This window comes from Kaistia adipata DSM 17808 (assembly GCF_000423225.1).
In the GTDB taxonomy this organism is placed as follows: domain Bacteria; phylum Pseudomonadota; class Alphaproteobacteria; order Rhizobiales; family Kaistiaceae; genus Kaistia; species Kaistia adipata.
Map to the genome: position 1 here is coordinate 738866 of NZ_AUHO01000007.1, position 20999 is coordinate 759864.

A 20999-nucleotide genomic window follows, 5' to 3' on the forward strand; every position below is an offset into this window, starting at 1 on the left:
TACCCGATCAAACGGGTCTCCAGCGTTCCCCGAGCGCGGAACTGCGCAAGGGCACCAAAGGGAATTTCCATGAAGATCACCGACCTGCGTTGCGCCGTGATCGGCAAGCATCCGATCGTCCGCATCGTCACCGACGAGGGGCTCTATGGCCTCGGCGAGGTGGAGTTCACCAAGCCCTATCTGAAGCCGTTCGTCCTGCATTTCCGCGATGCGCTGATCGGCGAGGATCCGACCGACGTCGAGCGCGTCATGCTGCGGATCCGCCAGCGCGGCTCGTTCAAGCCCTATGGCGCGGCGGTCAGCGCCATCGAGCACGCGCTCTGGGACATCGCCGGCAAGGCGGCGGGCGTGCCCGTCTACAAGCTGCTCGGCGGCAAGGTGCGCGACAAGGTGCGCGTCTATAATGGCTCGATCCGGAAGAAGCGCACCGGCGACCGGCCGGAAGACTATGCCGCCGACGTCAAATGGATGATGGAGCGGCCCGAGAACTTCTTCATGGTGAAGCAGGGCATCAGCTTCCACTCCAACATGAAGACCAGCATTCCGGGCTTCCACTACGGCGTCTCGCAGCCCAACCACTATCACGGCGCGATGGACCAGGGCGTCATCAGTGAGCGCGGCTTCAACCACATGCTCGATTGTGTCGCCGCGATGAAGGAAGTGCTGGGCGACAAGGTCAGCCTGGCGCTCGATTGCGGCCCCGGCTGGATGCTGCCGGACGCCATCCGCTTCGCTCAGGCGGTCGAGAAGTACAATCTGATGTGGCTCGAGGACATGCTGACCGGCGACTACGTGCCGTGGGTCAATCCGCAGGCCTATCGCGAGCTCACCACCTCGACCTCGACGCCGATCCATACCGGCGAGCAGATCTATCTGCGTCATAACTTCAAGGAACTGATCGAGACGCAGGCCGTGCGCGTCATCGGTCCGGATCCCGCCGATGTCGGTGGCATCGCCGAGCTCAAATGGATCACCGAGCACGCCTACATGCACTCGATCCTGATGGCGCCGCATGGCACCGCCAATGGCCTGCTCGGCCTCGGCGCGCTGATCAATGTCTGCGCCACTTTGCCGGCGAACTACATCGCCTTCGAATATCCGAGCGCCTCGGAGCCGTTCTGGAACGAGATCGTCACCGGCCTGCCGGAAAAGATCGTCACCGACAGCATGGTCGACCTGCTGGAAGCGCCGGGGCTCGGCCTCGACATCGACCCGAAGGCCGGCAAGCAGTATCTGCGCGAAGAGGATGCCGGCTTCTTCGACTGATCGCCGGCTTCGCGATTGAGTGAAGGGGCGGGGCGCGGGATATCGCGCACCCGCCCTTTCTCGTCCGGCGGGCGCGATCGCGGCCGATTCGGCCTCCGCGCACCGAAAAAGGCGCCTAAATCCCGATTTTTCGGGACCGATTGACAGGAAACGGCCGTTTGGGCATTTTGAGTAAACGATAACCCAAGCCCGGATGCCCCGATGGCGGACGCCAAGGTCTCGATGCAGGACATAGCCAGCCGGCTTGGCGTTTCCGTCAAGACGGTATCGGGCGCCCTGCATGGCGGCTCGATCCGCATGTCGGAGGAGACGCGCCAGAAGATCAAGGCGCTGGCGGACGAGCTCGGCTACAAGCCCAATCTGGTCGCGCGCGGCATGCGCCAGGGCTACCTGCCGATTCTCGGCATCGTCGCCGACGGGCTGATCACCCAGCCCTTCGCCACCGAGATCATGCGGTCGTTCGACAACGCCGCCCGCGCTGACGGCCTTTCCGTCGTCGTCACCAATATTGGCGGCCGCACCGTCGAGGCGAGCGTCGCCGAACTGCAGCGGCTGATGCCGCGCACCATCGCCTATGCCAGCATGTATCATCAGGTCGTCGCCGTGCCGGAAGCGGTGCGCGGCGTGATCGCGCTGATGATCAATTGCCGCGACGCGGCGGGCATCATCCCGTCGCTGGTTCCGGCCGAATGCGCCGCCGCCGAAACGGTCGTCGAGCATCTGTTCGAGCAGGGCCGCCGCAAGATCGCCTTCCTCAACCTGCCGGGGCTGGTTGCCGGCCGCATGCGCGAAGAGGGGTTCCGTGCCGCCCACGCCAGGCGTGGCCTGGCCGTTGAGGAAGGCTGGATGCTGCCGGCGACCCGCGGCCCCGTCTATTCCGATCGTGCCCGCAGCCTCGTGCGCGACCATGTCGCCGAGCTGTTCTCCGGCGCCGTGCGTCCGGACGCGATCCTTTGCGGCAATGATCGCGTCGCGCTCGAGGTGTATGGCGCGATCCGGCGCGTCGGGCTGCGGATCCCGGAAGATGTCGCGATCGCGAGCTTCGACAACCAGGTCGAGATCGCCGCAAGGCTCGATCCGCCCCTGACGACGATGGAACTGCCGCACCGGGCGATCGGCCGGCGTGCGGGCGAGATCCTGTCCGGTCATCGCAAGCCGGTGGCGATGGTCGAGGAAATTCCGTTTCGTCTCGTGGAGCGCGCCTCGGTCTGAGGGCGGCGAGACGGTTCAACAGGCAAAAGCTCGTAAAATGGGAGGAATGCAAATGTCCAACATTCTGGGTAAACGTTTACTGAAGTGGCTCGGCACGGCGTCCGTGCTGGGCATCACGGTTGGGGCAGGGCTTTCGGGCGCGCAGGCGGCCGAGCTCAAGGTGATGTTCCAGGGCGAGCCCTCCGAGATCGCCGTCATCAACGACGTCGCCAAGCGTTTCGAGGCGGCGAACCCAGGCACGACGGTGCAGCTGATCAACACGCCGCACGACGCCTATAACGAGAAAGTCGGCGCGGCGGTCTCGGCCGGCTCGCTGCCGGATATCATGCAGCTCGACGCGCCGTTCCTGGCGAATTACGTCTGGTCGGGCTTCCTGCAGCCGATCGCCGGCCTGATCGACAAGGCGCTGGTCGACGACATGACCGAGTCGAACGTCGCCCAGGGCACCTATCCGATCGACAAGGAACTCTATGCGATCGGCCTGACCGACAGCACGGTGGCGCTCTATGGCAGCCGCAAGCAGCTCGAGGAACTGAAGATCCGCATTCCGACCTCGGTCGACGATGCCTGGACGCGCGAGGAGTTCGAGGCGGCGCTGAAGACGCTGTCGACGGCGCCGGGCGTGAAGTGGCCGCTCGATCTCTTCCGCGCCTATGGCACCAAGACGGAATGGATCACCTACGCTTATGAGCCGATCCTGGTTTCGATGGGCTGCGACGTGATCGATCGCGCCAGCTGGAAGGCGATCGGCACGCTCGACGGCAAGGCCTGCGTCGACGCGGCGACTGAAATGCAGAACTGGGTCAAGCAGGGCTGGGTCGTGCCGCAGTCGTCCGGCCAGAACCAGTTCTATGCCGAAGGCCGTCCGGCGGCGCTCGCCTGGGGTGGCCATTGGTTCTACGCCGAGGCCAACGCCAAAATGGGCGATGACGTCGTCGTCATGCCGCTGCCGAAGTTCGGCGGGAAGTCGGCGAGCCCGAACGGCACCTGGATCTGGTCGGTCGCCAAGACGGCCTCCGATCCGGAAGCCGCCGGCAAGTTCCTGAGCTTCATGCTGCAGGACCCGGCCTATCGCGAGACGTACAAGGCGCATGCCGGCTTCCCCGGCCTGAAGTCCTTCGCCGCCGATTCGCCGCTCTACGCCGACAAGGGCGCCATGGCGGTCGCCTTCGAGCAGGCCTCCAAGAGCGCGGTGCCGCGTCCGCCGCATCCGGCCTATCCGACCATCACGCTCGCCTTCCAGAACGCGATGACCAACATCTTCGACGGCGCCGATCCGCAGGACGAACTGAGCAAGGCCGCCAAGAAGATCGACGACGACATCGTCGACAATGACGGCTACGAGCCGTTCGGCCAGCCCGAGTAACCCCGTCACCCACCGGCCGCGTCGCCAGGCGCGGCCGGGTCGCCACCAATGCCGAACACCCGGTCGCGCCCTGACGCGCGGCCGGGAAACAAGAAGCCGGGAGGCATCGTCATGTCGAGCCAAGCGTCCCCCATGCCAAGTCAGGCATCGCCGGGGTCGGGCCGCGCCGCATACCGGCGCAAGCCGCTGATCTGGGGCGGCAAGCTGCAGGAACTGGGCATGTTGCTGCCCGCCTGCATCCTGATCACCATTTTCCTGCTCGTGCCGTTCCTGTCGTCGTTCGAGATCGCGCTGACCAATCAGCGCCTGATCCCGCGACCGGTGCCGGTCCGCTTCGTCGGCCTCGACAATTTCACGCGCATCCTGACCGATCCCGGCTTCTGGACCGCGCTCTGGAACGTCACCCGCTTCACCATCATGGTGCTGCCGGTGCAGTGCGGCTTCGCGCTGGCGATCGCGCTGTTGCTGAACCAGAAGCTGCCCTATCGCAATTTCTTCCGCGGCCTGTTCTTCCTGCCGGCGATCACCTCGATGGTCGTTGTCTGCGTGATCTGGTCGACGCTGTTCCAGTATCCGACCGGTCCGTTCAACCAGATCGTCGGCTTCCTGAGCTTCGGGCTGGTCGGCCCGATCGACTGGCTCGGCGACCCGAACTGGGCGATGCCGTCGATCGTGCTGCTCTCGGCCTGGCAGGCCTATGGCTTCCAGATGATCGTCTATCTGGCCGGGCTGCAGAACATTCCCGAGACGCTCTATGAGGCGGCGGAGCTGGACGGCGCCAATCGCTGGCAGCGCTTCTGGCATGTCACCATGCCGAGCCTGCGCCAGACCCACATCTTCGTGCTGATCATCACCACCATCCAGGCGTTCAAGCTGTTCACCCAGGTCAACATCCTGACCCAGGGCGGGCCGCGCGGCACCACCGACACGCTGGTGCACTACATGTTCACGGCCGGCTTCGTCGACCAGCGGCTCGGCCTCGCCTCGGCCGTCGCCATTCTCCTGTTCCTGATCGTGCTGGTGGTTTCGCTCGTCCAGCGCTTCGTCGTGAGGGATCGTCGATGAGCACCGTCACCTCCGCTTCCGCCCCGGCGCATGTCGCCAAACTGTCCGAACCGCGGGACATCGGCGCGATCGTCAAGTTCGTCGCCGTGCTGATCATCGCGCTGGTGGTGATCTCGCCGCTCTTCCTGCTCTTCGTCGCCAGCCTGAAGACGGACCGCTTCGAGATCCTGGCCGACATGGGCAGCTTCCGTGCCTTCTGGGTCAGCGATCCGTCGCTGCAGAACTTCGCCGACATCGCGACGTTCAGCGGCGCGCTGCCGTTCGGGCGCTACCTGGTCAACTCGCTGATCATCCTGTTCTGCACGGTGCTCGGCGGCGTCTTCCTGAACTCGATGGCGGCCTTCGTGCTGGCCTGGGGGCGGCTGCCCGGCCGGGCGGTGGTGCTCACCGGCCTGATCGGCCTCTATATCGTGCCGCAGGAATCGATCGTCCTGCCGCTGCTCAGCCTGGTCAACAAGGCCGGCCTCGGCGACAGCTTCGCGGCGCAGATCCTGCCCTGGATGGCGAGCCCGCTCTACATCTTCCTGATCTACCAGTTCTTCATCCAGGTGCCGCGCGACGTCTATGACGCGGCAACCGTCGACGGCGCCTCGCCGTTCCGGATCTACTGGTCGGTGTTCCTGCCCCTGAGCCTGCCGGTGCTGGCGACGGTGGCGATCCTGCTCGGCATCGAGACCTGGAACCAGTATCTCTGGCCGCTGATGGTGACCCAGACCGACCGCGCCCGCCCGATCTCGGTCGGCATCGCCAGCTTCTTCGGCCATGACAGCGTCTACTGGAACAGCGCCATGGCCGCGTCGGTGATGATGATGGTGCCGGTGCTGATCTTCTACCTCGCCTTCCAGAAATGGTTCGTCAGTTCCTTCATCAGCTCGGCCGTCAAGGGCTGAGGCGACAATGGATAGTCTTGCAATGACCGAATTCGAGACCCGTCTGGATGCGGGCGATGTCGTGCATCTGTGGCAGAAGGCGCCGACCCGCGACCCCGTATCCGAGGTTCGGGTCACCCGTGACGGCGCGGATCTCGCCATGCTCCCCGGCGCCCGCTCCGACGATTTCACCCGGACGGTGTTCGAGGCGCCAGCCGCCGGCACCTATCGTTTTGCCTGGAACGAGCCGGCGACTTCCGTGTCGCTCGCCTATGCCTATGCGCCGGCGCGCGTGACGGCAGAGGGCATCCGCCTGTTGCGGACGACCGAGGCGAACCGTTCCAGCGATGCCCGCTACGGCCTGCATTTCCAGCCGCCCTTCGGCTGGATGAACGATCCGAACGGCCTCTGCGAGGTCGACGGCCGGACGCATCTCTTCTACCAGCACTATCCGCATGCCCGCCGCTGGAACACGATGCACTGGGGCCATGCCGTCTCCGACAATCTGGTCGACTGGGTGCACCTGCCGGTCTTCCTCGAGCCCCGGCCCGAGCTGCTCGCCGACAACGCGATGACCGGCGGCGCCTTCTCGGGCTCGGCCGTGCCGCAGGCGGACGGCTCGCTGCGGGTCTATTACACCGACCGCGAGGACGGTCGCGAGCCGAGCCAGGAATGGCAGATCACCGCCGTTTCGACTGATCTTCTCGCCGCCGGGCCGTCGCAGCCGATCATCACCACGCGGCCCGCGATTCCGAATTTCGGCAAGGATATCCGCGATCCCTACGTGTTCCGCGGTCCGGACGGGCTCTGGAAGATGCTGGTCGCCGGGGCCGACGACACCGCCGGCCTCGTGCTGCTCTACGAGACGGCCGATCCCGAGGGCGTGGACGGCTGGCGCTTCGTCGATGTCCTGCATCGGGAACCGCTGCGCCGCAACATCCCGGCCGAGTGTCCCTGCCTGATCGCCCTCGACGGCGAGGGGGAGGGGTTGTACGCGCTGTTGTTCGGGCTGATCGGCTATCGCGACGAGGCCACGCGCCGGCGCAATCTGAGCTACGCCATCGTTGGCCGTTTCGACGGTCGGCATTTCGTGCCGATCCTGCGGCGCGAGCTCGATTTCGGCACGGATTGCTATGCGATCCAGGCCTTCCAGCATGCGAGCGGTCCGGTCGGCATCGCCTGGGCGGCGAACTGGACCGACGTCTTCAAGGACCGCGACTTCGCCTCGGCGATGACGCTGCCGCGCCGCTTCGTCTGGCGGGACGGCGCGCTGCGCATGCCGCCGGTCGAAAGCGTGCGGGACCTCAGGGCCGACGTCGCGCCGGTTTCGCTGGCTGACGGCGTCGCCACGCCGCTTCCGCAAGGGCTGGGAGAGATCGAACTGGCGTTCTCCGCCGCCGGAACGCCCTTCACGCTCGACTTCGACCACCCGGACCATGGTCTGTCGCTCGTCTATGACGGGATGACGCTGGAGCTCGTGTTCGATCCGCCGGGCAACCGCGTCGTGCCGCGCTATCGGACGGCGGTGACGGCGCTGCGTCAGGTTCGCGTCTTCATCGATGTCGGCCTGATCGAGGTCTATGTCGACGGCGGCCTGTACAATGCGACCAAGCGGATCGACAGCGACCTGCCGATCGGCGGCGTGCGTCTCGCGGCGGATCCCGCCACCATCGAGGCCGCGCGTTTGTTCACGCTCCGGCCGCGTGGGCGCGGCCTCGCCTGAGAAACGCGGGCGCGCCGGTAAAAGGCGCGCCCACTCGTCATCCCGGCCGAGCCGCCGGTCTATCCGGGCAGGATCGCCCGGATGTCGGCGAAGATCGCGTCCCAGCTGTCGTTTTCGAATTCGGCCAGCCCGAGGCCCCGCAGCAGGAACGCGCCCTCCGCGGCGAGAACCGCTGTCAGCGCCCGTCGACCCGCCTCGGTCTGGGTGTCGATCTTGTCGAAAAGCTCCCGATAGGATCCCTGGATCTGGTTGCGATATTCCGGCGAGCGCACGAGGCTGGCGAGCAGCGCGCTGGCGCGGATGGCGGCCAGCCGGTCCTCGCGATGGCTGGCGTCGACATGCGCCCCGGCGGCGGCGTAGGGCTCGTCGCCATGCGCCGCGAGGTAGTCGCGGACGAGTCCCTCATAGGATTCGCCGGCGCGCGCCAGCATCGCCTCGATCAGCGCGTCCTTGGTGCCGAAGGAATAGAGCACGCCGCCCTTGCTGACGCTGGCCTCGCGGGCGACCGCGTCGATGGTCAGGCTCGTGACGCCGCCCTTGGCGATGACGCGGTCGGCCGCATCCAGCAACCCTTCGCGATCGATCGTCGGCCGTCTGCCCATGTCGTTTTTCTCTTTTAATACCGTCTGGACGGATATATATCGGCTCCCCCAGCGCCGGCAATCCCCGTGGCGCGGGAATGGAGATGAAAATGACTGTCGCGCCGCGCAATCGCTGGCTGGTCCTGAGCGCCGTGATCCTGGCGTTCCTGCCGGTGGTCGTCGACATGACGATCCTGCACATCGCCGTGCCTTCGCTGACCGTCGCGCTTGGCGCTTCGGGCACGGAGATCCTCTGGATCATCGACATCTATCCGCTGGTCATGGCCGGCCTGCTCGTGCCGATGGGAACGCTCGGCGACCGCGTCGGCCATCGCCGGCTGATGCTGACCGGCCTGACCATCTTCGGGACGGCGTCGGTCTGCGCTGCCTTTTCCCAGACCGCGATGATGCTGATCCTGGCGCGCGTCCTGCTGGCGGTCGGCTCGTCGATGATCATTCCGAGCGTGCTGGCGATCATCCGGCAGACCTTCGAGGATCCGAAGGAGAGGGCGCTGGCGCTCGGCGTCTGGAGTACCGTCGCCTCGGCCGGCGCAGCCATCGGCCCGCTGACGGGCGGCTTCCTGCTCGAGCATTTCTGGTGGGGATCGGTGTTCCTGATCAACGTGCCGATCATGCTGGTCGTGCTGCCGGTGGTGTTCTGGTTCATTCCGAACCGGCCGGTCGCGGCGGAGGGGCGCTGGAAGATCGGCCATGCCCTGCTTCTGATCGCCGGCCTGATCGCGACGGTCTATGCGGTGAAGTCCGGCTTCAAGGCGGGGTCCTCGACCTTGGTCTTCGGCATTCTCGCGCTAGGGCTCGGCCTGATGGCCTGGTTCGCACGGCTGCAGGTCGTCGCGGCGGAGCCGATGCTCGACCTGTCGCTGTTCCGCAAGCCGGCGATCTCGGTCGGCATGCTGATGGCCTTCGTCGCGTCCGGCTCGTTCGCCGGCTTCGAGCTGCTGCTGGCGCAGGAGCTGCAATATGTCTATGGCCGGACGCCGCTGCAGGCGGGCCTGTTCATGATGCCGCTCGTCGTCGCCTCCGCCATCGCCGGGCCGATCGCCGGCAAGCTCGCCGGCCGCTTCGGCCTGCGCTGGCTCGGCACGGTGGGTCTCGGCGCCGCGTCGCTGGCGCTGTTCGGCATCAGCCAGTCGAACATCGGTGCCGACGGCGTGGTCATCGGCTGCCTGATGGCGGTGCTCGGCTTCGCGTTCGGCGTCGGCCTCCTGGCGTCGTCGGCCGCGATCATGGGCGCCGCGCCGGTCGAGAAGGCCGGCGCCGCCGGTTCGCTGGAGGCCACCGGCTACGAGCTCGGCGCCGGTCTCGGCATCACCTTCTTCGGCGTTCTGCTGAGCACGATCTACCGGGCCAATTTCGCCGGTACCGCCGGGCTTGGGGCCGATCTCGACGCGGCGGCGGGCTCTATCGGCGAGGCCATGGTGATCGCCGGCCGGATCGGCGGCCCCGAGGGCGAGGCCATCGCGCAGGCCGCCCGCGTCGCCTTCGCCAGCGCGCACGGCTCGGTCCTGATGGTGACGTCGAGCCTGATCGCCGTCCTGGCGGCCGTCGTCTTCGTGGCGCTGCGGCACGAGGCGGCGCCCAAGGGAGAGCACGCCTGCTCGGCCGAGTCCTGAGGCTCGGGAAGGAACCGCGCCCGGGATGCTGCCACGCCGTCCCGGGCTGATCGCCGGATGCTGCAATGCGTGCAACGAATGACGCTCTTGCATCAAAAAAGTATCAGCGCGACGATGCGGGTTTGGTAGCGCCCGGAAATGCGGCCTCCTAAGGTCTTCCCATGCAGAGACCGCGTAAGTCGGCCTGCAGGAGCCGGCACCGGGGGAACGGGAGCCGGATGCTCGCTGGGTGGGGAGGTCCGCCGTGACGCCAGATCTGGAAGTCGTGCAAATTTGCCGTGGCGAATCCTTCAAGGCGTGGGAGCACGGCTATCCGTTTCGTACGGTTCGCTGGCATTTTCATCCCGAATACGAACTTCATCATGTCGTCGCCACGCGCGGACACTATTTCGTCGGTGACTACATCGGCGAATTCGAGCCCGGCAATCTGGTGCTGACCGGGCCGAACCTGCCGCACAACTGGATCAGCGACCTGCCGGAAGGCGCGAGCGTGCCGCTGCGCTGCCGCATGGTGCTGTTCTCGCAGGAGTTCATCGGCAGTCTCACCGGCCTGCTGCCCGAGCTCGCGGCCTTTGATCGCGTGCTGGAAATGAGCCGGCGCGGCGCGTTGTTCTCGCCGGAAACCGGGGCCGAGGCGGCGCCGATCATGCAGGAGCTGGTCACCGCGCAGGGCATTCGCCGGATCGAGCTGTTCGTCGGGCTGATGGGCAAGCTGAGCCGCTGCGACGCCATGCGGCCGCTGGCGAGCGCGCATTATCTGCCGGACCCGTCCGGCTACATGTCGGTCGGCATCAACAAGGCGCTCGCCTTCATCGACAAGCACCTGACCGAGCCGTTCAACGAGAGTGTGCTGGCCGAGATCGCCGGCCAGAGCCCGAGCGCCTTTTCGCGCAGCTTCCGTCGTCATACCGGCATGGCGCTGGTGCAGTACGTCAACCGGCTGCGGATCAACCTGGCCTGCCAGCTGCTGATGAGCCACGAGGCACAGCCGATCACGGCGATCTGTTACGCCGTCGGCTTCAACAATCTGTCGAATTTCAACCGCCAGTTCCTGGCGCAGAAGGGCATGCCGCCCTCGCGCTTCAGGACGCTGCTCGCGGAGAACTCAAGGGTGGCGCGGGCCGCCTGAGAGCCGCGGAGGAGCGGGGGAGGAGGCTCGCCGAGGTTCGGGCGCGCGATATATCCCGTTCTACCGCGATGCCTGCCGGAACTTTCAAGAAGAAAGCACGGCGGGAGGAATGCCAGGCGAAAGCCCCGATTGGGCCGGAGCCGGAACGAACGGGCATTCCCCCAAGCCGACACGGACAAGCACATTATCAAAGGGAGAAGACCGAATGACGAAGTTCACGTGGAGACGGGTTGGGGCGCTCGCGCTCGCCGCCAGCCTCATGGGTGGCGTCGCGACGCTGGCGAAGGCGGCCGAGGTGACGGACGCGACGGTGGCGTTCCTGATGCCCGATCAGGGCTCGACCCGCTATGAAGAGCACGACTATCCCGGCTTCAAGGCCGAGATGGAGAAGCTCTGCCCGGGCTGCAAGGTGATCTACCTGAATGCCGGCGCCGACGTGACCCGCCAGCAGCAGCAGTTCAATTCGGTCATCTCGCAGGGCGCCAAGGCGATCGTGCTGGATCCGGTCGATTCCGCGGCCGCCGCGTCGCTGGTCGAGCTGGCCCAGAGCCAGGGCATCAAGGTGATCGCCTATGACCGTCCGATCCCGGACGCCAAGGCCGATTTCTACGTCTCGTTCGACAATGAGGCGATCGGCAAGTCGATCGCGGAATCGCTCGTCAACCATCTGAAGGCGAAGGGCGTCTCGCCGGACAAGGGCGGCGTGCTGCAGATCAACGGCTCGCCGATCGACGCGGCCGCCGGCCTGATCAAGAAGGGCATCCATGCTGGCCTCGACAACAGCGGCTACAAGATCCTCGCCGAATACGACACGCCGGACTGGATGCCGTCCAAGGCGCAGGAATGGGCGGCCGGCCAGGTCACCCGCTTCGGCGACCAGATCGTCGGCATCGTGGCGGCGAATGACGGCACCGGCGGCGGCGCGATCGCGGCGCTGAAGGCGGCCGGCGTCGATCCGCTGCCGCCCGTGACGGGCAATGACGCGACCACGGCCGCGTTGCAGCTGATCATCGCCGGCGACCAGTTCAACACGATCAACAAGCCGAGCGAGATCGTCGCCGCGGCCGCCGCCAACGTCGCGATCCAGCTTTTGAAGGGCGAGACGCCGGAGGCCAAGTCGACCCTCTACAACACGCCGTCGCAGCTCTTCGTGCCGGTCGTGGTCACGGCCGACAACTTCAAGGCCGAGATCATCGACAAGAACATCGCCAAGGCCGACGCGCTCTGCGTCGACCGCTATGCGGAAGGCTGCAAGGCCCTCGGCATCACGAAGTAATCGAAGGTCCGCCCGGCCTCGATCGAGGGGCCGGGCGTTTCCGCTTGTTCGACCACTACAGCGTGAAGGCTTGCCAACGGCATGACAGACACTCTGCAAGGTGCCCCCGCTTCCGGCGCGCCGGTCCTGAGCCTCCGGGGCATCTCGAAGCATTTCGGCGCCGTCTCGGCCCTGACCGAGATCGATCTCGACGTCCATGCCGGCGAGGTCGTGGCGCTGGTCGGCGACAACGGCGCCGGCAAGTCCACCCTCGTCAAGATCCTCTCCGGCGTGCATCAGCCGAGCGCCGGCACGATCCAGTTCCGCGGCGAGACCGTGACGCTGAACGATCCGAGCGCGGCGCTTTCGCTCGGCATCGCCACCGTGTTCCAGGATCTCGCGCTCTGCGAGAACCTCGACGTCGTCGCCAACATCTTCCTCGGCCGCGAGCTCGATCCGCTCCGGATGGACGAGGTGACGATGGAGACGCGCTCGTGGCAGCTCCTGAACGAGCTGTCGGCGCGGATCCCGAGCGTGCGCGCACCGGTCGCGTCGCTCTCGGGCGGCCAGCGCCAGACGGTCGCCATCGCGCGCTCGCTGCTGCTTGATCCGAAGCTGATCCTGCTCGACGAGCCGACGGCGGCTCTCGGCGTCGCGCAGACGGCCGAAGTGCTCGACCTGATCGAGCGCGTGCGGGATCGCGGCCTCGGCGTGGTGATGATCAGCCACAACATGGAGGATGTACGCGCGGTAGCCGATCGCATCGTCGTGCTGCGGCTTGGCCGCAACAATGGCGAATTCGCCCCCGACGCCTCGAACGAGGACCTCGTCAGCGCCATCACCGGCGCCTCCAACAATTCGGTCTCGCGTCGCGCCCACCGGCGCCATGCCCAGGCCGCCCCACATGCACCGGAGGCCGGCCAATGACCGACAGCCGCAATCAGGCCGTTCCCGCCGGCGAGCCCATGCTCGACCGCCGCGACGAGCGCGTCGCCCATGCCGCCACCTTCGGCGACACCATCCGCGCCTTCCTCGACCGCATCCGTTCCGGCGATCTCGGCATGCTGCCGGTGATCATCGGGCTGATCATCATCTGGACGGTGTTCTCCATCCTCAACCCGGTGTTCCTGACGCCGAACAACCTCGTCAACCTGCTGTTCGATTCCTCGACGGTCGGCATCATCTCGCTCGGCATCGTCTGCATGCTGATGGTGGGCGAGATCGACCTGTCGGTCGGCTCGGTCAGCGGCGTCGCCTCGGCGATCCTCGGCGTGCTCTGGGTCAATCACGGCGTGCCGGCCGGGTTCGCCATCCTCGCGGCCGTCGCCTTCGGCGCGCTGGTCGGCTTCATCTACGCCCAGCTCTACAACCGCTTCGGCATGCCGAGCTTCGTGGTGACGCTGGCAGGTTTGCTGACTTTCCTCGGCCTGCAGCTCTGGCTGCTCGGCTCTACCGGCTCGATCAACCTGCCCTATGGCTCGCCGCTGGTCCGCTTCGGCCAGCTGCTGGTGATGCCGGCGGCCGTCTCGGTCATCCTCGCCGCCCTGCCTGGCGTGCTGATGCTCTACACCGGCTTCCGCACCGCCGCGCGGCGGAAGGCCGCCGGCCTGTCGTCGCAGTCATCAGCCGCGATCGTCACCCGCGCCGTCGCCGTCACGGTGGTGGCCGAGATTGTCGTCGCCTACCTCAACCAGGGCCGTGGCGTGCCGTGGATGTTCGGCCTGTTCGTCGGCCTCGTCTTCGCGATGCAATATGCGCTGACGCGGACGCGCTGGGGTCGCTCGATGTTCGCCGTCGGCGGCAATCGCGAGGCGGCGCGCCGCGCCGGCATCAATGTCCGCATGATCTACACGAGCGCCTTCGTCGCCTGCTCGACGCTGGCGGCGTTCGGTGGCGTCATGGCGGCATCTCGGCTGGCGTCATCCAGCCAGCAGGCCGGTACCGGCGACGTCAATTTGAACGCCATCGCGGCGGCGGTGATCGGCGGCACGAGCCTGTTCGGCGGCCGCGGCAGCGCCTATTCGGCCCTGCTCGGCATCATCGTCATCCAGTCGATCTCGAGCGGCCTGACGCTTTTGGATCTGTCGTCATCGCTTCGCTACATGATCACCGGCGGCGTCCTCGCCATCGCGGTGATCGTCGACTCGCTCGCCCGCCGCTCGCGCGTCAGCCACGGCCGCGCCTGACGGAGGCCGCGCCCGCGCGGCCATGACACAGACACTCTGAAATGGATCGACGGCGGTCTCCGCCGCCGTCACCAGAATCTCACGCCCGCGATCCGCACCTGCGGTTCGCCATCCCCCTCGTTCGACCAGATGAAGGAAGAAGATCGTGATCCCCAGGAGAGGCGAAGGCCAGGCCGTTCTCATCACTGGCGCGTCGCGCGGCATCGGCCGTGCCATCGCGCTGCGCTTCGCGGCCGAGGGCTACCATGTGGTGGCCATGGACATCCCGCGGCAGGAGGCCGAACTGAAGGAGGTCCAGGCGCTGGTTCGTCAGGACGGCGGCCGCTGCGACCTCGTCTTCGGCGACGTCAGCGACCCGAAGTCGGTCGAGAGCTTCGTCGCCGAGGCGCGGGCGATCGCCGGCCATATCGACGTGCTGGTCAACAATGCCGGCGTGCTGTCGCTCGGCAAGGTCGAAGACCTCACGGCGGAGGAATGGGACCGCATGTATGACGTCAACACCAAGGGAACGTTCCTGGTGTGCCAGGCGCTGCTCGGTCCGTTCCGCGCCGCCGGCAAGGGGCGGATCGTCAACATCGCCTCGATCGGCGGCAAGCGCGGCGCGCCGCTGCAGGCGCATTACTGCTCGTCCAAGGCGGCGGTGATCAGCTTCACCCACATCCTGGCGCAGGAAGTCGCCAAGGACGGCATCACCGTGAACGCTGTCTGCCCCGGCATCATCGACACCGAGATGGGGCGCAACAACTATCGCGACGCGGCGGCGCTGCAGGCCGTCAAGGACAAGACCGCGATGGGACGCCTCGGCTATCCCGACGATGTCGTCGGCTCCGTCGCCTTCTTCGCCTCCGACGACGCGTCCTTCATCACCGGCCAGACGCTCAACGTCTGCGGCGGCATCATCTTCAGCTGAAATCGCATTCTGAAGCGAGAACGCGGCGCCGGATCCCGGCGCCGCCTGTTCTCGTTGGTCCGCGTTCGCTATCAGCCCTTGACCGCGCCCGCCGTCAGGCCGGCGACGATGTGCTTCTGGGCGGCGAAGAAGACGATGATCGTCGGCAGGATGGTCAGCGTGATGAAGGCCAGCACCAGCTGCCAGTCGGTCGAATATTCGCCCTGATAGACCATGATGCCGAGCGGCCAGGGATAGTTGCCCTCGGAATTGAGCAGGATCAGCGGCAGCAGGTAGCTGTTCCAGGAATTGACGAAGGCGACGATGCCGACCGTGGCGAGGATCGGCCGCGAGAGCGGCAGCGTGATGTGCCAGAAATAGCGGATATAGCCGCAGCCATCGACGAGCGCCGCGTCGAACAGTTCGTGCGGCACGTTCTGGAAGAATTTGCGGAACAGCATGATGCTCATGCCGAGCCCGAAGGCGACCTGCGGCAGCACCACGCCCCAATAGGTGTCGAGCAGGCCGAGGTCGCGGATGCGGATGAACAGCGGCAGGATCGCTGTTGCCACCGGGAACATCAGCCCGATCAGGAAATAGTTGAGCAGGAAGCCCGAGCCGAAGAACTTCACATGCGCGAAGGTGAAGGCGGCCATCGCGGCGACGGCAAGCGTCAGGACGACGGTCAGCACCGCGATGATCAGCGAGTTCGCCAGCATCTGCCAGTAGCGCGTGCTGCCGAGAATATCGAGATAGTTGCTCCAGACCCATTGCGCCGGCAGGCCGAACGGGTTGACGCGCAGGTCGCCGAGCGTCTTGAAGCCGCCGATCGCCGTGGTGAGCAGCGGCAGAAGCACCACCGCGGCGATGATCAGGAGGCTCGCATAGAGATAGAGCCAGGTGACGAAGCTCATCCGGTGCTTCGAGAACACCTCCCGGCGCCGGCGTTGCGCGGCGACGGGCTTTGTGGCTTCGGGCGTGGCGACGACGAGGGTTTGCTCAGTCATTGCGCATGAAAATCCGTTTGTAGCCGAAGGCGAGCGTGACGCAGATGACGAAGAGGACGACGCCGACGGCGCTGCCGAAGCCGACCTTCATCCGCGTGATGCCGTAGGAATAGAGGAAGGTGACCATGGTCTGGGTGCTGTTCGACGGGCCGCCGCCGGTCAGCGGCATGATCATGTCGAAGAGCTGCAGCGAGCCGATCACCGAGAAGAACACCGAGAGCCGGATCGTCGGCGCCAGCAGCGGCAGCGTGATGTTGCGGAAGCGCTGCCAGCGCGTCGCGCCGTCCATCTCCGCGGCCTCGTAGTAGCTCTTGTCGATCGACTGCAGGCCGGCGATGAACAGCATCATGTGGAAGCCGAAATACTTCCAGACGATGACGCCGAGCACCGCGTAGATGGCGAGGTTCTTGTCGGCCAGCACATAGGGCGAGGCGACGCCGACGAAGGAGGCGATGGCGGCGAACAGGCCGTAGTCGCCGTCATAGACGAAGCGCCAGATCAGGCCGGCCGCCACGTCGGCGAGCACATAGGGCATGAAGAAGATCAGGCGGAACGACACCGCGCCGGGGATGCGGTGCGAGACCATGGTCGCGAGCCAGAGCGCCAGCGGCAGCTGGATTGCCAGTGAGACGACGATGATCAGCGCGTTGTTGGTCAGCGCCTGGCGGAAGGCGCCGTTGCGGAACAGCACCTCGAAATTCTTCAGCCCGACGAACTTCTCGGGCAGACCGTAGCCGTTCCAGTCATAGAGGCTGTACCACGCGGCTTCGCCCATCGGCAGGATGACGAAGAGGGTGAAGACCAGGAGGGCGGGGGGCAGGAACAGCACCAGGACGGGCAGGGTGCCGCCGATCCGGTTGCTGCCGCCGCGGCCCGCCGCGCGCGCGATCATCGTCTGGCTCATGGCCCGGTAACTCCGGCAGGAAGGGGAAGGCCGCCGCGGCGAGGGGAACCGCGGCGGCGCAGGACGCGGGGACTACTGCTCGAGGTCCCAGGCGTCCTGGATCTGCTGCGCCGCGTCCTCGGCCGACATCTGGCCGGAGACGATCTCGACGGAGACGTCGTTGACGACGCGGCCGACGGCCGGGCCGAGATCCTGGTCGAGGAAGTTCTGGTGCCAGGTCGAGGCGGCGAGCTGCTTGGCGGATTCGGCGACCAGCGGATCCTTGACGCCGTCCTCGGCGCCGATCGCGACCGGGATCATGATGCCCTTCTCTGCCTGCAGCCGCTCGTTCTCGGCATTGGTCAGGAAGGCGGCGAATTCGACGGCTTCCTTCGGCGCATCCTTGCTGACGACCCAGGCGTTGAGGCCGCCCAGCGTGTCGGTGACCTTGCCGGCGCCGCCCTCGACGGCGGGGAAGGGGAAGCGGCCGAGATTGGCGGTGGCGATGCCCTTGCCGTCGGCGGCCTGGTTGGCCTGGTTCTTCTCGGTCGCCTCGAAGCCGAGGATCATCGCCGCCTTGCCGTCGGCGAAGGCGCCGAGCGCCTGCGGCCACTTGGTGCCGAGATAGCCCGGCTGGAACGGCTCGAGCTCGCCGAGCGCCTTCAGCTGCTCGCCGGCCTTCAGGAAGGGCTCCGACTTGAAGCCGTCGCCTTCATTTGCCTTTGCCGCGTTGAAGGCCTCCAGGCCGCCATTCCGCATGGCGAGGTAGCTCCAGTAGAAGTGGATCGGCCACTTCTCGCCGCCGCCGCCCGCGATCGGCACGATGCCCGCGTCCTTGAGCTTCTTCACGGCGGCCAGGAAATCGTCCCAGGTCTGGATCTTGTCGGCGTCGACGCCGGCCTTCTGGAACAGCTCCTTGTTATAGAAGAACGACACGGTGCCCATCTTGTACGGGGCCGCCCAGATCTTGTCGTCGAAGGTCAGGCCGGCGACGGAGGCCGGGTTGTAGCTCTTCTGCCACTTGCCGTCCTCGGCCTGCATCTCGGGCGTCAGGTCCTTGATGGCGCCGGTCTCCGACTGCGCCTTCAGCACGCCGCCAGCCCAGGAGTAGAACAGATGCGGCGCGTCCTTCGACTGCAGCAGCGTCGGCAGCTTGGCCTTGAAGGCCTCGTTCTCGAGGAACTGCGTCTGCACCTTCACGCCCGGATGCGCCGCCTCGAACTTCTGGATGATCTCGTCCCAGACGCCGAGCGTGACCGGATCGGTCTCGAGATGCATCCATTTGACGGTGACGTCGGCCAGCGCCGTGCTGGTGGAAAGCGCGAGGCCGATGGCCGCGCCGAAAAGCGCCGTGAACTTCATCGATTGTCCTCCCAGACGATCGCCGGCTGTTTCCTCCCGCCGGCGTACGTTTAATAAACAATGCGGATTAAATCTGTTCTCGTTCCGAGGGGGCTGTCAAGAGAATGGCGAAATTGCTGCGATGCAGCGCGGATTGGGGCGTTGACAGCGGCCGGTTTTGCCGTGAATAACTGCCTGATCCGGAATAAATGGCTCCCCTGGACATGAAGACTGCCGACCCCGAATTGATGCGCGCCATCAATCGCTTCCACGTCATGGACGCGATCCGGCGCTTCGGTCCCATTTCGCGGGTGGAGATCTCCGACCGCACGCAATTGTCGGCGACGACGGTGTCGGCGATCACCGCGGCGCTGCTCGATGACGCGCTGATCATGACCCACCAGCTGGGCGGCATCCGCGACGCGGCGGCGCGGGGGCGGCCGCGCGTCATGCTGGAGCTCAACCCGGCCGCCGCGCATGTCGTCGGCGTCAAGCTGGCGCTCGACCAGATCACCGTCGCCACCACCAATTTCAGCGCCGACGTGCTGTCGAGCCTGGTCCTGCCGATCCGCCTGCACCGCCAGCCCGTCTCCGTCATCGCCGATCTCGTCGAGGACGGCATCCGTCGCTCGGTCGCGGATGCCGGCCTGACCATGGAGCAGGTTTCCGGCGTCTGCGTCGGCCTGCCCGGCGTCGTCGAGCGGATCGCCGGCGTCTGCCGCGCCAGCCCGATCTTCGGCGAGCGCGACGTGCCCTTCGCGGCCGAGCTGACGGCCCGGCTCGGCGGCGTCGTGGCGACCATCGACACCGACGTCAACCTCGTGACGCTCGCCGAGCACTGGTTCGGCCAGGCGCGTGGGCTCGATGATTTCCTCGTCATTTCGGTCGAGCTCGGCCTCGGCCTCGGCATCCTGCACAATGGCGAATTGTTCCGTGGCGCCAATGGCTTGAGCCCCGATCTCGGCGACCTGATGGTGCGGGCGCCGGATGGCAGTGGCGCGGTGCGTCTGGCGAGCGCCGCCTCCGAGGCGAGCATGGTGGCCGAGGCGCAGGAGATCCTCGCCGGCAGCGAGCACGAGCATGCCTTCCGCCTCGGCCGCGGCATCGACAAGATCCTCGAACTGGCCGCGGCGGGGGAGCCGCGCATCCTGGCGCTGCTCGATCGCGCCGGCGGCGCGCTCGGCTTCGCCATCGCCAATCTGATCACGCTGTTCGCGCCGCCCAAGGTCATCCTCGCCGGCGCGGCGCTGGAGGCGGGCGAGGCGCTGGTCGGGCCGATCCGGCGCACCGTCACGGAACTGCTGCCAGCAAGCCTTGCCGACGTCTCCGAGATCGTCGTGCATCACTGGCGCGACGATATCTGGGCCCGCGGCGCCGCCGCCATGACCCTGCGCGACCTCTATGGTGCGCCCTGGAACACCACGGGGCCGGTCGTGCATCGCTGACCGACGGCCAAACAAGAAATCAATCGCATCTGGGAGTGAGCGCGAGATGGTTGAACGGGTAGGAATTGGTGTCATCGGCTGCGGCAATATCAGCGCGGCCTATCTGAAGGCCGCGGCCGGCTTTCCGATCCTCGATATTCGCGGCTTGGCCGACCTGAACGCGAACGCGGCGCAGGCCCGCGCCGCCGAGTTCGGCCTCAACGCCGTGTCGATCGACGCGATGCTGGCCGATCCGGCGATCGAGATCATCGTCAACCTGACCATCCCGAAGGCGCATGTCGAGGTCGGCCTCAAGGCCGTCGCCGCCGGCAAGCACGTTCATTCGGAGAAGCCGCTCGGCATCTCGACGACGGAGGCGCGCAGGCTGGTCGCGGCGGCGAAGGAGAAGGGCGTGCGCCTCGGCAGCGCGCCGGACACCTTTTTCGGCGGCGCGCACCAGACCAGCCGCAAGCTGGTCGACGAGGGCGCCATCGGCACGCCGATCGCCGGCACCGCCTTTTTCATGTGCCCGGGCCATGAGCGCTGGCACCCCAATCCCGGTTTCTATTATCTCGACGGCGGCGGACCCATGCTCGACATGGGGCCCTATTACGTGACCGATCTCGTCAACCTGCTCGGGCCGGTCGCGCGCGTCGCGGGCGTCGCCACCAAGCTGCGTGACGAGCGCCTCGTCACCAGCGAGCCGCTGAAGGGCTCGAAGATCCCGGTCGAGGTGGCGACCCATGTCGCCGGCACGCTGCAATTCGTCTCCGGCGCCGTCGTCACCATCGCCATGAGCTTCGACGTGCCGCGCCACCAGCACAGCCCGATCGAGCTCTATGGTTCGGCCGGCTCGATCCTGGTGCCCGACCCGAACCACTTTGGTGGCGAGATCAAGCTGGCGACGGCTTCCGAGGATTGGCGCGCCGTGCCGACCGAGCATGGCTATGCCGACGGCAATTTCCGCGTCATCGGCGTCGCTGACATGGCCGAGGCGATCCGGACGGGAAGGCCGCACCGCGCGAGCGGCGACCTGGCCTTCCACGCGCTGGAGGTAATGGAGGCCTTCCAGCGTTCGTCCGACACGGGCGAGCACATCACGATCGAGAGCCGGCCCGAGCGGCCCGCCGCGCTGGCGGTGGGCACGGTCATCGGCGCGCTCTGAGAAA

Annotated in this window: 18 protein-coding genes; 14 read left to right on the forward strand and 4 right to left on the reverse strand. The window is 66.6% G+C overall.

All coding sequences use genetic code 11. From position 1 onward, the window contains the following. The first annotated feature begins 69 nt into the window (after positions 1 to 69). The 6 genes from G539_RS0108370 (at position 70) to G539_RS0108395 (ending at position 7501) form a co-directional block, all read left to right on the forward strand. Entirely contained in the window at positions 70 to 1266 is a 1197-nt protein-coding gene (locus G539_RS0108370; RefSeq protein WP_029074791.1) for a mandelate racemase/muconate lactonizing enzyme family protein, read from the forward strand. A gap of 201 nt (positions 1267 to 1467) precedes the next feature. Next, positions 1468 to 2478 (forward strand): LacI family DNA-binding transcriptional regulator, encoded by a 1011-nt coding sequence (locus G539_RS0108375; RefSeq protein ID WP_029074792.1) that lies wholly within the window; start codon positions 1468 to 1470, stop codon positions 2476 to 2478. A 64-nt stretch (positions 2479 to 2542) separates the two neighbouring features. Beyond that, positions 2543 to 3844 carry an ABC transporter substrate-binding protein gene (locus G539_RS0108380; RefSeq protein WP_029074793.1) on the forward strand — a complete coding sequence of 434 codons (1302 nt, stop codon included), beginning with the start codon at positions 2543 to 2545 and terminating at the stop codon, positions 3842 to 3844. 111 nt (positions 3845 to 3955) lie between these two features. Then, complete coding sequence (locus G539_RS0108385; protein ID WP_245576834.1) at positions 3956 to 4909, forward strand: carbohydrate ABC transporter permease; 954 nt, start codon at positions 3956 to 3958, stop codon at positions 4907 to 4909. After that, positions 4906 to 5799, forward strand: coding sequence for a carbohydrate ABC transporter permease (locus tag G539_RS0108390; protein ID WP_029074795.1), 894 nt, complete (start codon positions 4906 to 4908; stop codon positions 5797 to 5799). Before G539_RS0108385 ends, G539_RS0108390 begins: the two co-directional genes overlap by 4 nt. 22 nt (positions 5800 to 5821) lie before the next feature. Next, positions 5822 to 7501 (forward strand): hypothetical protein, encoded by a 1680-nt coding sequence (locus G539_RS0108395; protein ID WP_029074796.1) that lies wholly within the window; start codon positions 5822 to 5824, stop codon positions 7499 to 7501. A gap of 59 nt (positions 7502 to 7560) precedes the next feature. On the opposite strand, the gene G539_RS0108400 is transcribed toward G539_RS0108395, so the two are convergent. Beyond that, positions 7561 to 8103: a TetR/AcrR family transcriptional regulator gene (locus G539_RS0108400; RefSeq protein ID WP_029074797.1), complete on the reverse strand. Its 543-nt coding sequence runs from the start codon at positions 8101 to 8103 to the stop codon at positions 7561 to 7563. An 89-nt stretch (positions 8104 to 8192) separates the two neighbouring features. Between G539_RS0108400 and G539_RS0108405 the strand changes: the two genes are divergently transcribed. The 6 genes from G539_RS0108405 (at position 8193) to G539_RS0108430 (ending at position 15196) form a co-directional block, all read left to right on the forward strand. Further along, positions 8193 to 9716, forward strand: coding sequence for an MFS transporter (locus G539_RS0108405; RefSeq protein WP_029074798.1), 1524 nt, complete (start codon positions 8193 to 8195; stop codon positions 9714 to 9716). Positions 9717 to 9960: 244 nt separating this feature from the next. Beyond that, a complete protein-coding gene (locus G539_RS0108410; protein ID WP_029074799.1) occupies positions 9961 to 10845 on the forward strand; it encodes an AraC family transcriptional regulator in 885 nt (294 codons plus the stop codon). 205 nt (positions 10846 to 11050) lie between these two features. After that, on the forward strand, positions 11051 to 12121 hold the full coding sequence (locus tag G539_RS0108415) for an ABC transporter substrate-binding protein (protein WP_029074800.1): 1071 nt from the start codon (positions 11051 to 11053) through the stop codon (positions 12119 to 12121). A gap of 81 nt (positions 12122 to 12202) precedes the next feature. Then, a complete protein-coding gene (locus G539_RS0108420; RefSeq protein WP_029074801.1) occupies positions 12203 to 13027 on the forward strand; it encodes an ATP-binding cassette domain-containing protein in 825 nt (274 codons plus the stop codon). Beyond that, entirely contained in the window at positions 13024 to 14286 is a 1263-nt protein-coding gene (locus G539_RS0108425; RefSeq protein WP_035830566.1) for a sugar ABC transporter permease, read from the forward strand. Before G539_RS0108420 ends, G539_RS0108425 begins: the two co-directional genes overlap by 4 nt. Before the next feature lie 145 nt (positions 14287 to 14431). Next, positions 14432 to 15196, forward strand: a complete 765-nt coding sequence (locus G539_RS0108430) for an SDR family NAD(P)-dependent oxidoreductase (RefSeq protein WP_029074803.1) — start codon at positions 14432 to 14434, stop codon at positions 15194 to 15196. 71 nt (positions 15197 to 15267) lie between these two features. Here the strand turns inward: G539_RS0108430 and G539_RS0108435 are convergent, their stop codons facing one another. The 3 genes from G539_RS0108435 to G539_RS0108445 all read right to left on the reverse strand — a co-directional run bounded on the left by G539_RS0108435 (position 15268) and on the right by G539_RS0108445 (position 18427). Further along, positions 15268 to 16089 carry a carbohydrate ABC transporter permease gene (locus G539_RS0108435; RefSeq protein ID WP_029074804.1) on the reverse strand — a complete coding sequence of 274 codons (822 nt, stop codon included), beginning with the start codon at positions 16087 to 16089 and terminating at the stop codon, positions 15268 to 15270. Positions 16090 to 16174: 85 nt separating this feature from the next. Then, complete coding sequence (locus G539_RS0108440; protein ID WP_029074805.1) at positions 16175 to 17086, reverse strand: carbohydrate ABC transporter permease; 912 nt, start codon at positions 17084 to 17086, stop codon at positions 16175 to 16177. A 72-nt stretch (positions 17087 to 17158) separates the two neighbouring features. Beyond that, entirely contained in the window at positions 17159 to 18427 is a 1269-nt protein-coding gene (locus tag G539_RS0108445; protein ID WP_035830577.1) for an ABC transporter substrate-binding protein, read from the reverse strand. A 203-nt stretch (positions 18428 to 18630) separates the two neighbouring features. Between G539_RS0108445 and G539_RS0108450 the strand changes: the two genes are divergently transcribed. Beyond that, complete coding sequence (locus tag G539_RS0108450) at positions 18631 to 19851, forward strand: ROK family transcriptional regulator (protein WP_029074807.1); 1221 nt, start codon at positions 18631 to 18633, stop codon at positions 19849 to 19851. 46 nt (positions 19852 to 19897) lie between these two features. Beyond that, positions 19898 to 20995, forward strand: a complete 1098-nt coding sequence (locus G539_RS0108455) for a Gfo/Idh/MocA family protein (RefSeq protein WP_029074808.1) — start codon at positions 19898 to 19900, stop codon at positions 20993 to 20995. Positions 20996 to 20999: the final 4 nt, after the last annotated feature.

Coding starts and splice junctions, on each gene's coding strand:
- G539_RS0108405 (WP_029074798.1), top strand. CDS start 8,193: ATGACTGTCGCGCCGCGCAATCGCTGGCTGGTCCTGAGCGCCGTGATC.
- G539_RS0108450 (WP_029074807.1), top strand. CDS start 18,631: ATGAAGACTGCCGACCCCGAATTGATGCGCGCCATCAATCGCTTCCAC.
- G539_RS0108370 (WP_029074791.1), top strand. CDS start 70: ATGAAGATCACCGACCTGCGTTGCGCCGTGATCGGCAAGCATCCGATC.
- G539_RS0108400 (WP_029074797.1), bottom strand. CDS start 8,103: ATGGGCAGACGGCCGACGATCGATCGCGAAGGGTTGCTGGATGCGGCC.
- G539_RS0108440 (WP_029074805.1), bottom strand. CDS start 17,086: ATGAGCCAGACGATGATCGCGCGCGCGGCGGGCCGCGGCGGCAGCAAC.
- G539_RS0108445 (WP_035830577.1), bottom strand. CDS start 18,427: ATGAAGTTCACGGCGCTTTTCGGCGCGGCCATCGGCCTCGCGCTTTCC.
- G539_RS0108390 (WP_029074795.1), top strand. CDS start 4,906: ATGAGCACCGTCACCTCCGCTTCCGCCCCGGCGCATGTCGCCAAACTG.
- G539_RS0108415 (WP_029074800.1), top strand. CDS start 11,051: ATGACGAAGTTCACGTGGAGACGGGTTGGGGCGCTCGCGCTCGCCGCC.
- G539_RS0108420 (WP_029074801.1), top strand. CDS start 12,203: ATGACAGACACTCTGCAAGGTGCCCCCGCTTCCGGCGCGCCGGTCCTG.
- G539_RS0108395 (WP_029074796.1), top strand. CDS start 5,822: ATGACCGAATTCGAGACCCGTCTGGATGCGGGCGATGTCGTGCATCTG.
- G539_RS0108455 (WP_029074808.1), top strand. CDS start 19,898: ATGGTTGAACGGGTAGGAATTGGTGTCATCGGCTGCGGCAATATCAGC.
- G539_RS0108385 (WP_245576834.1), top strand. CDS start 3,956: ATGTCGAGCCAAGCGTCCCCCATGCCAAGTCAGGCATCGCCGGGGTCG.
- G539_RS0108425 (WP_035830566.1), top strand. CDS start 13,024: ATGACCGACAGCCGCAATCAGGCCGTTCCCGCCGGCGAGCCCATGCTC.
- G539_RS0108375 (WP_029074792.1), top strand. CDS start 1,468: ATGGCGGACGCCAAGGTCTCGATGCAGGACATAGCCAGCCGGCTTGGC.
- G539_RS0108435 (WP_029074804.1), bottom strand. CDS start 16,089: ATGAGCTTCGTCACCTGGCTCTATCTCTATGCGAGCCTCCTGATCATC.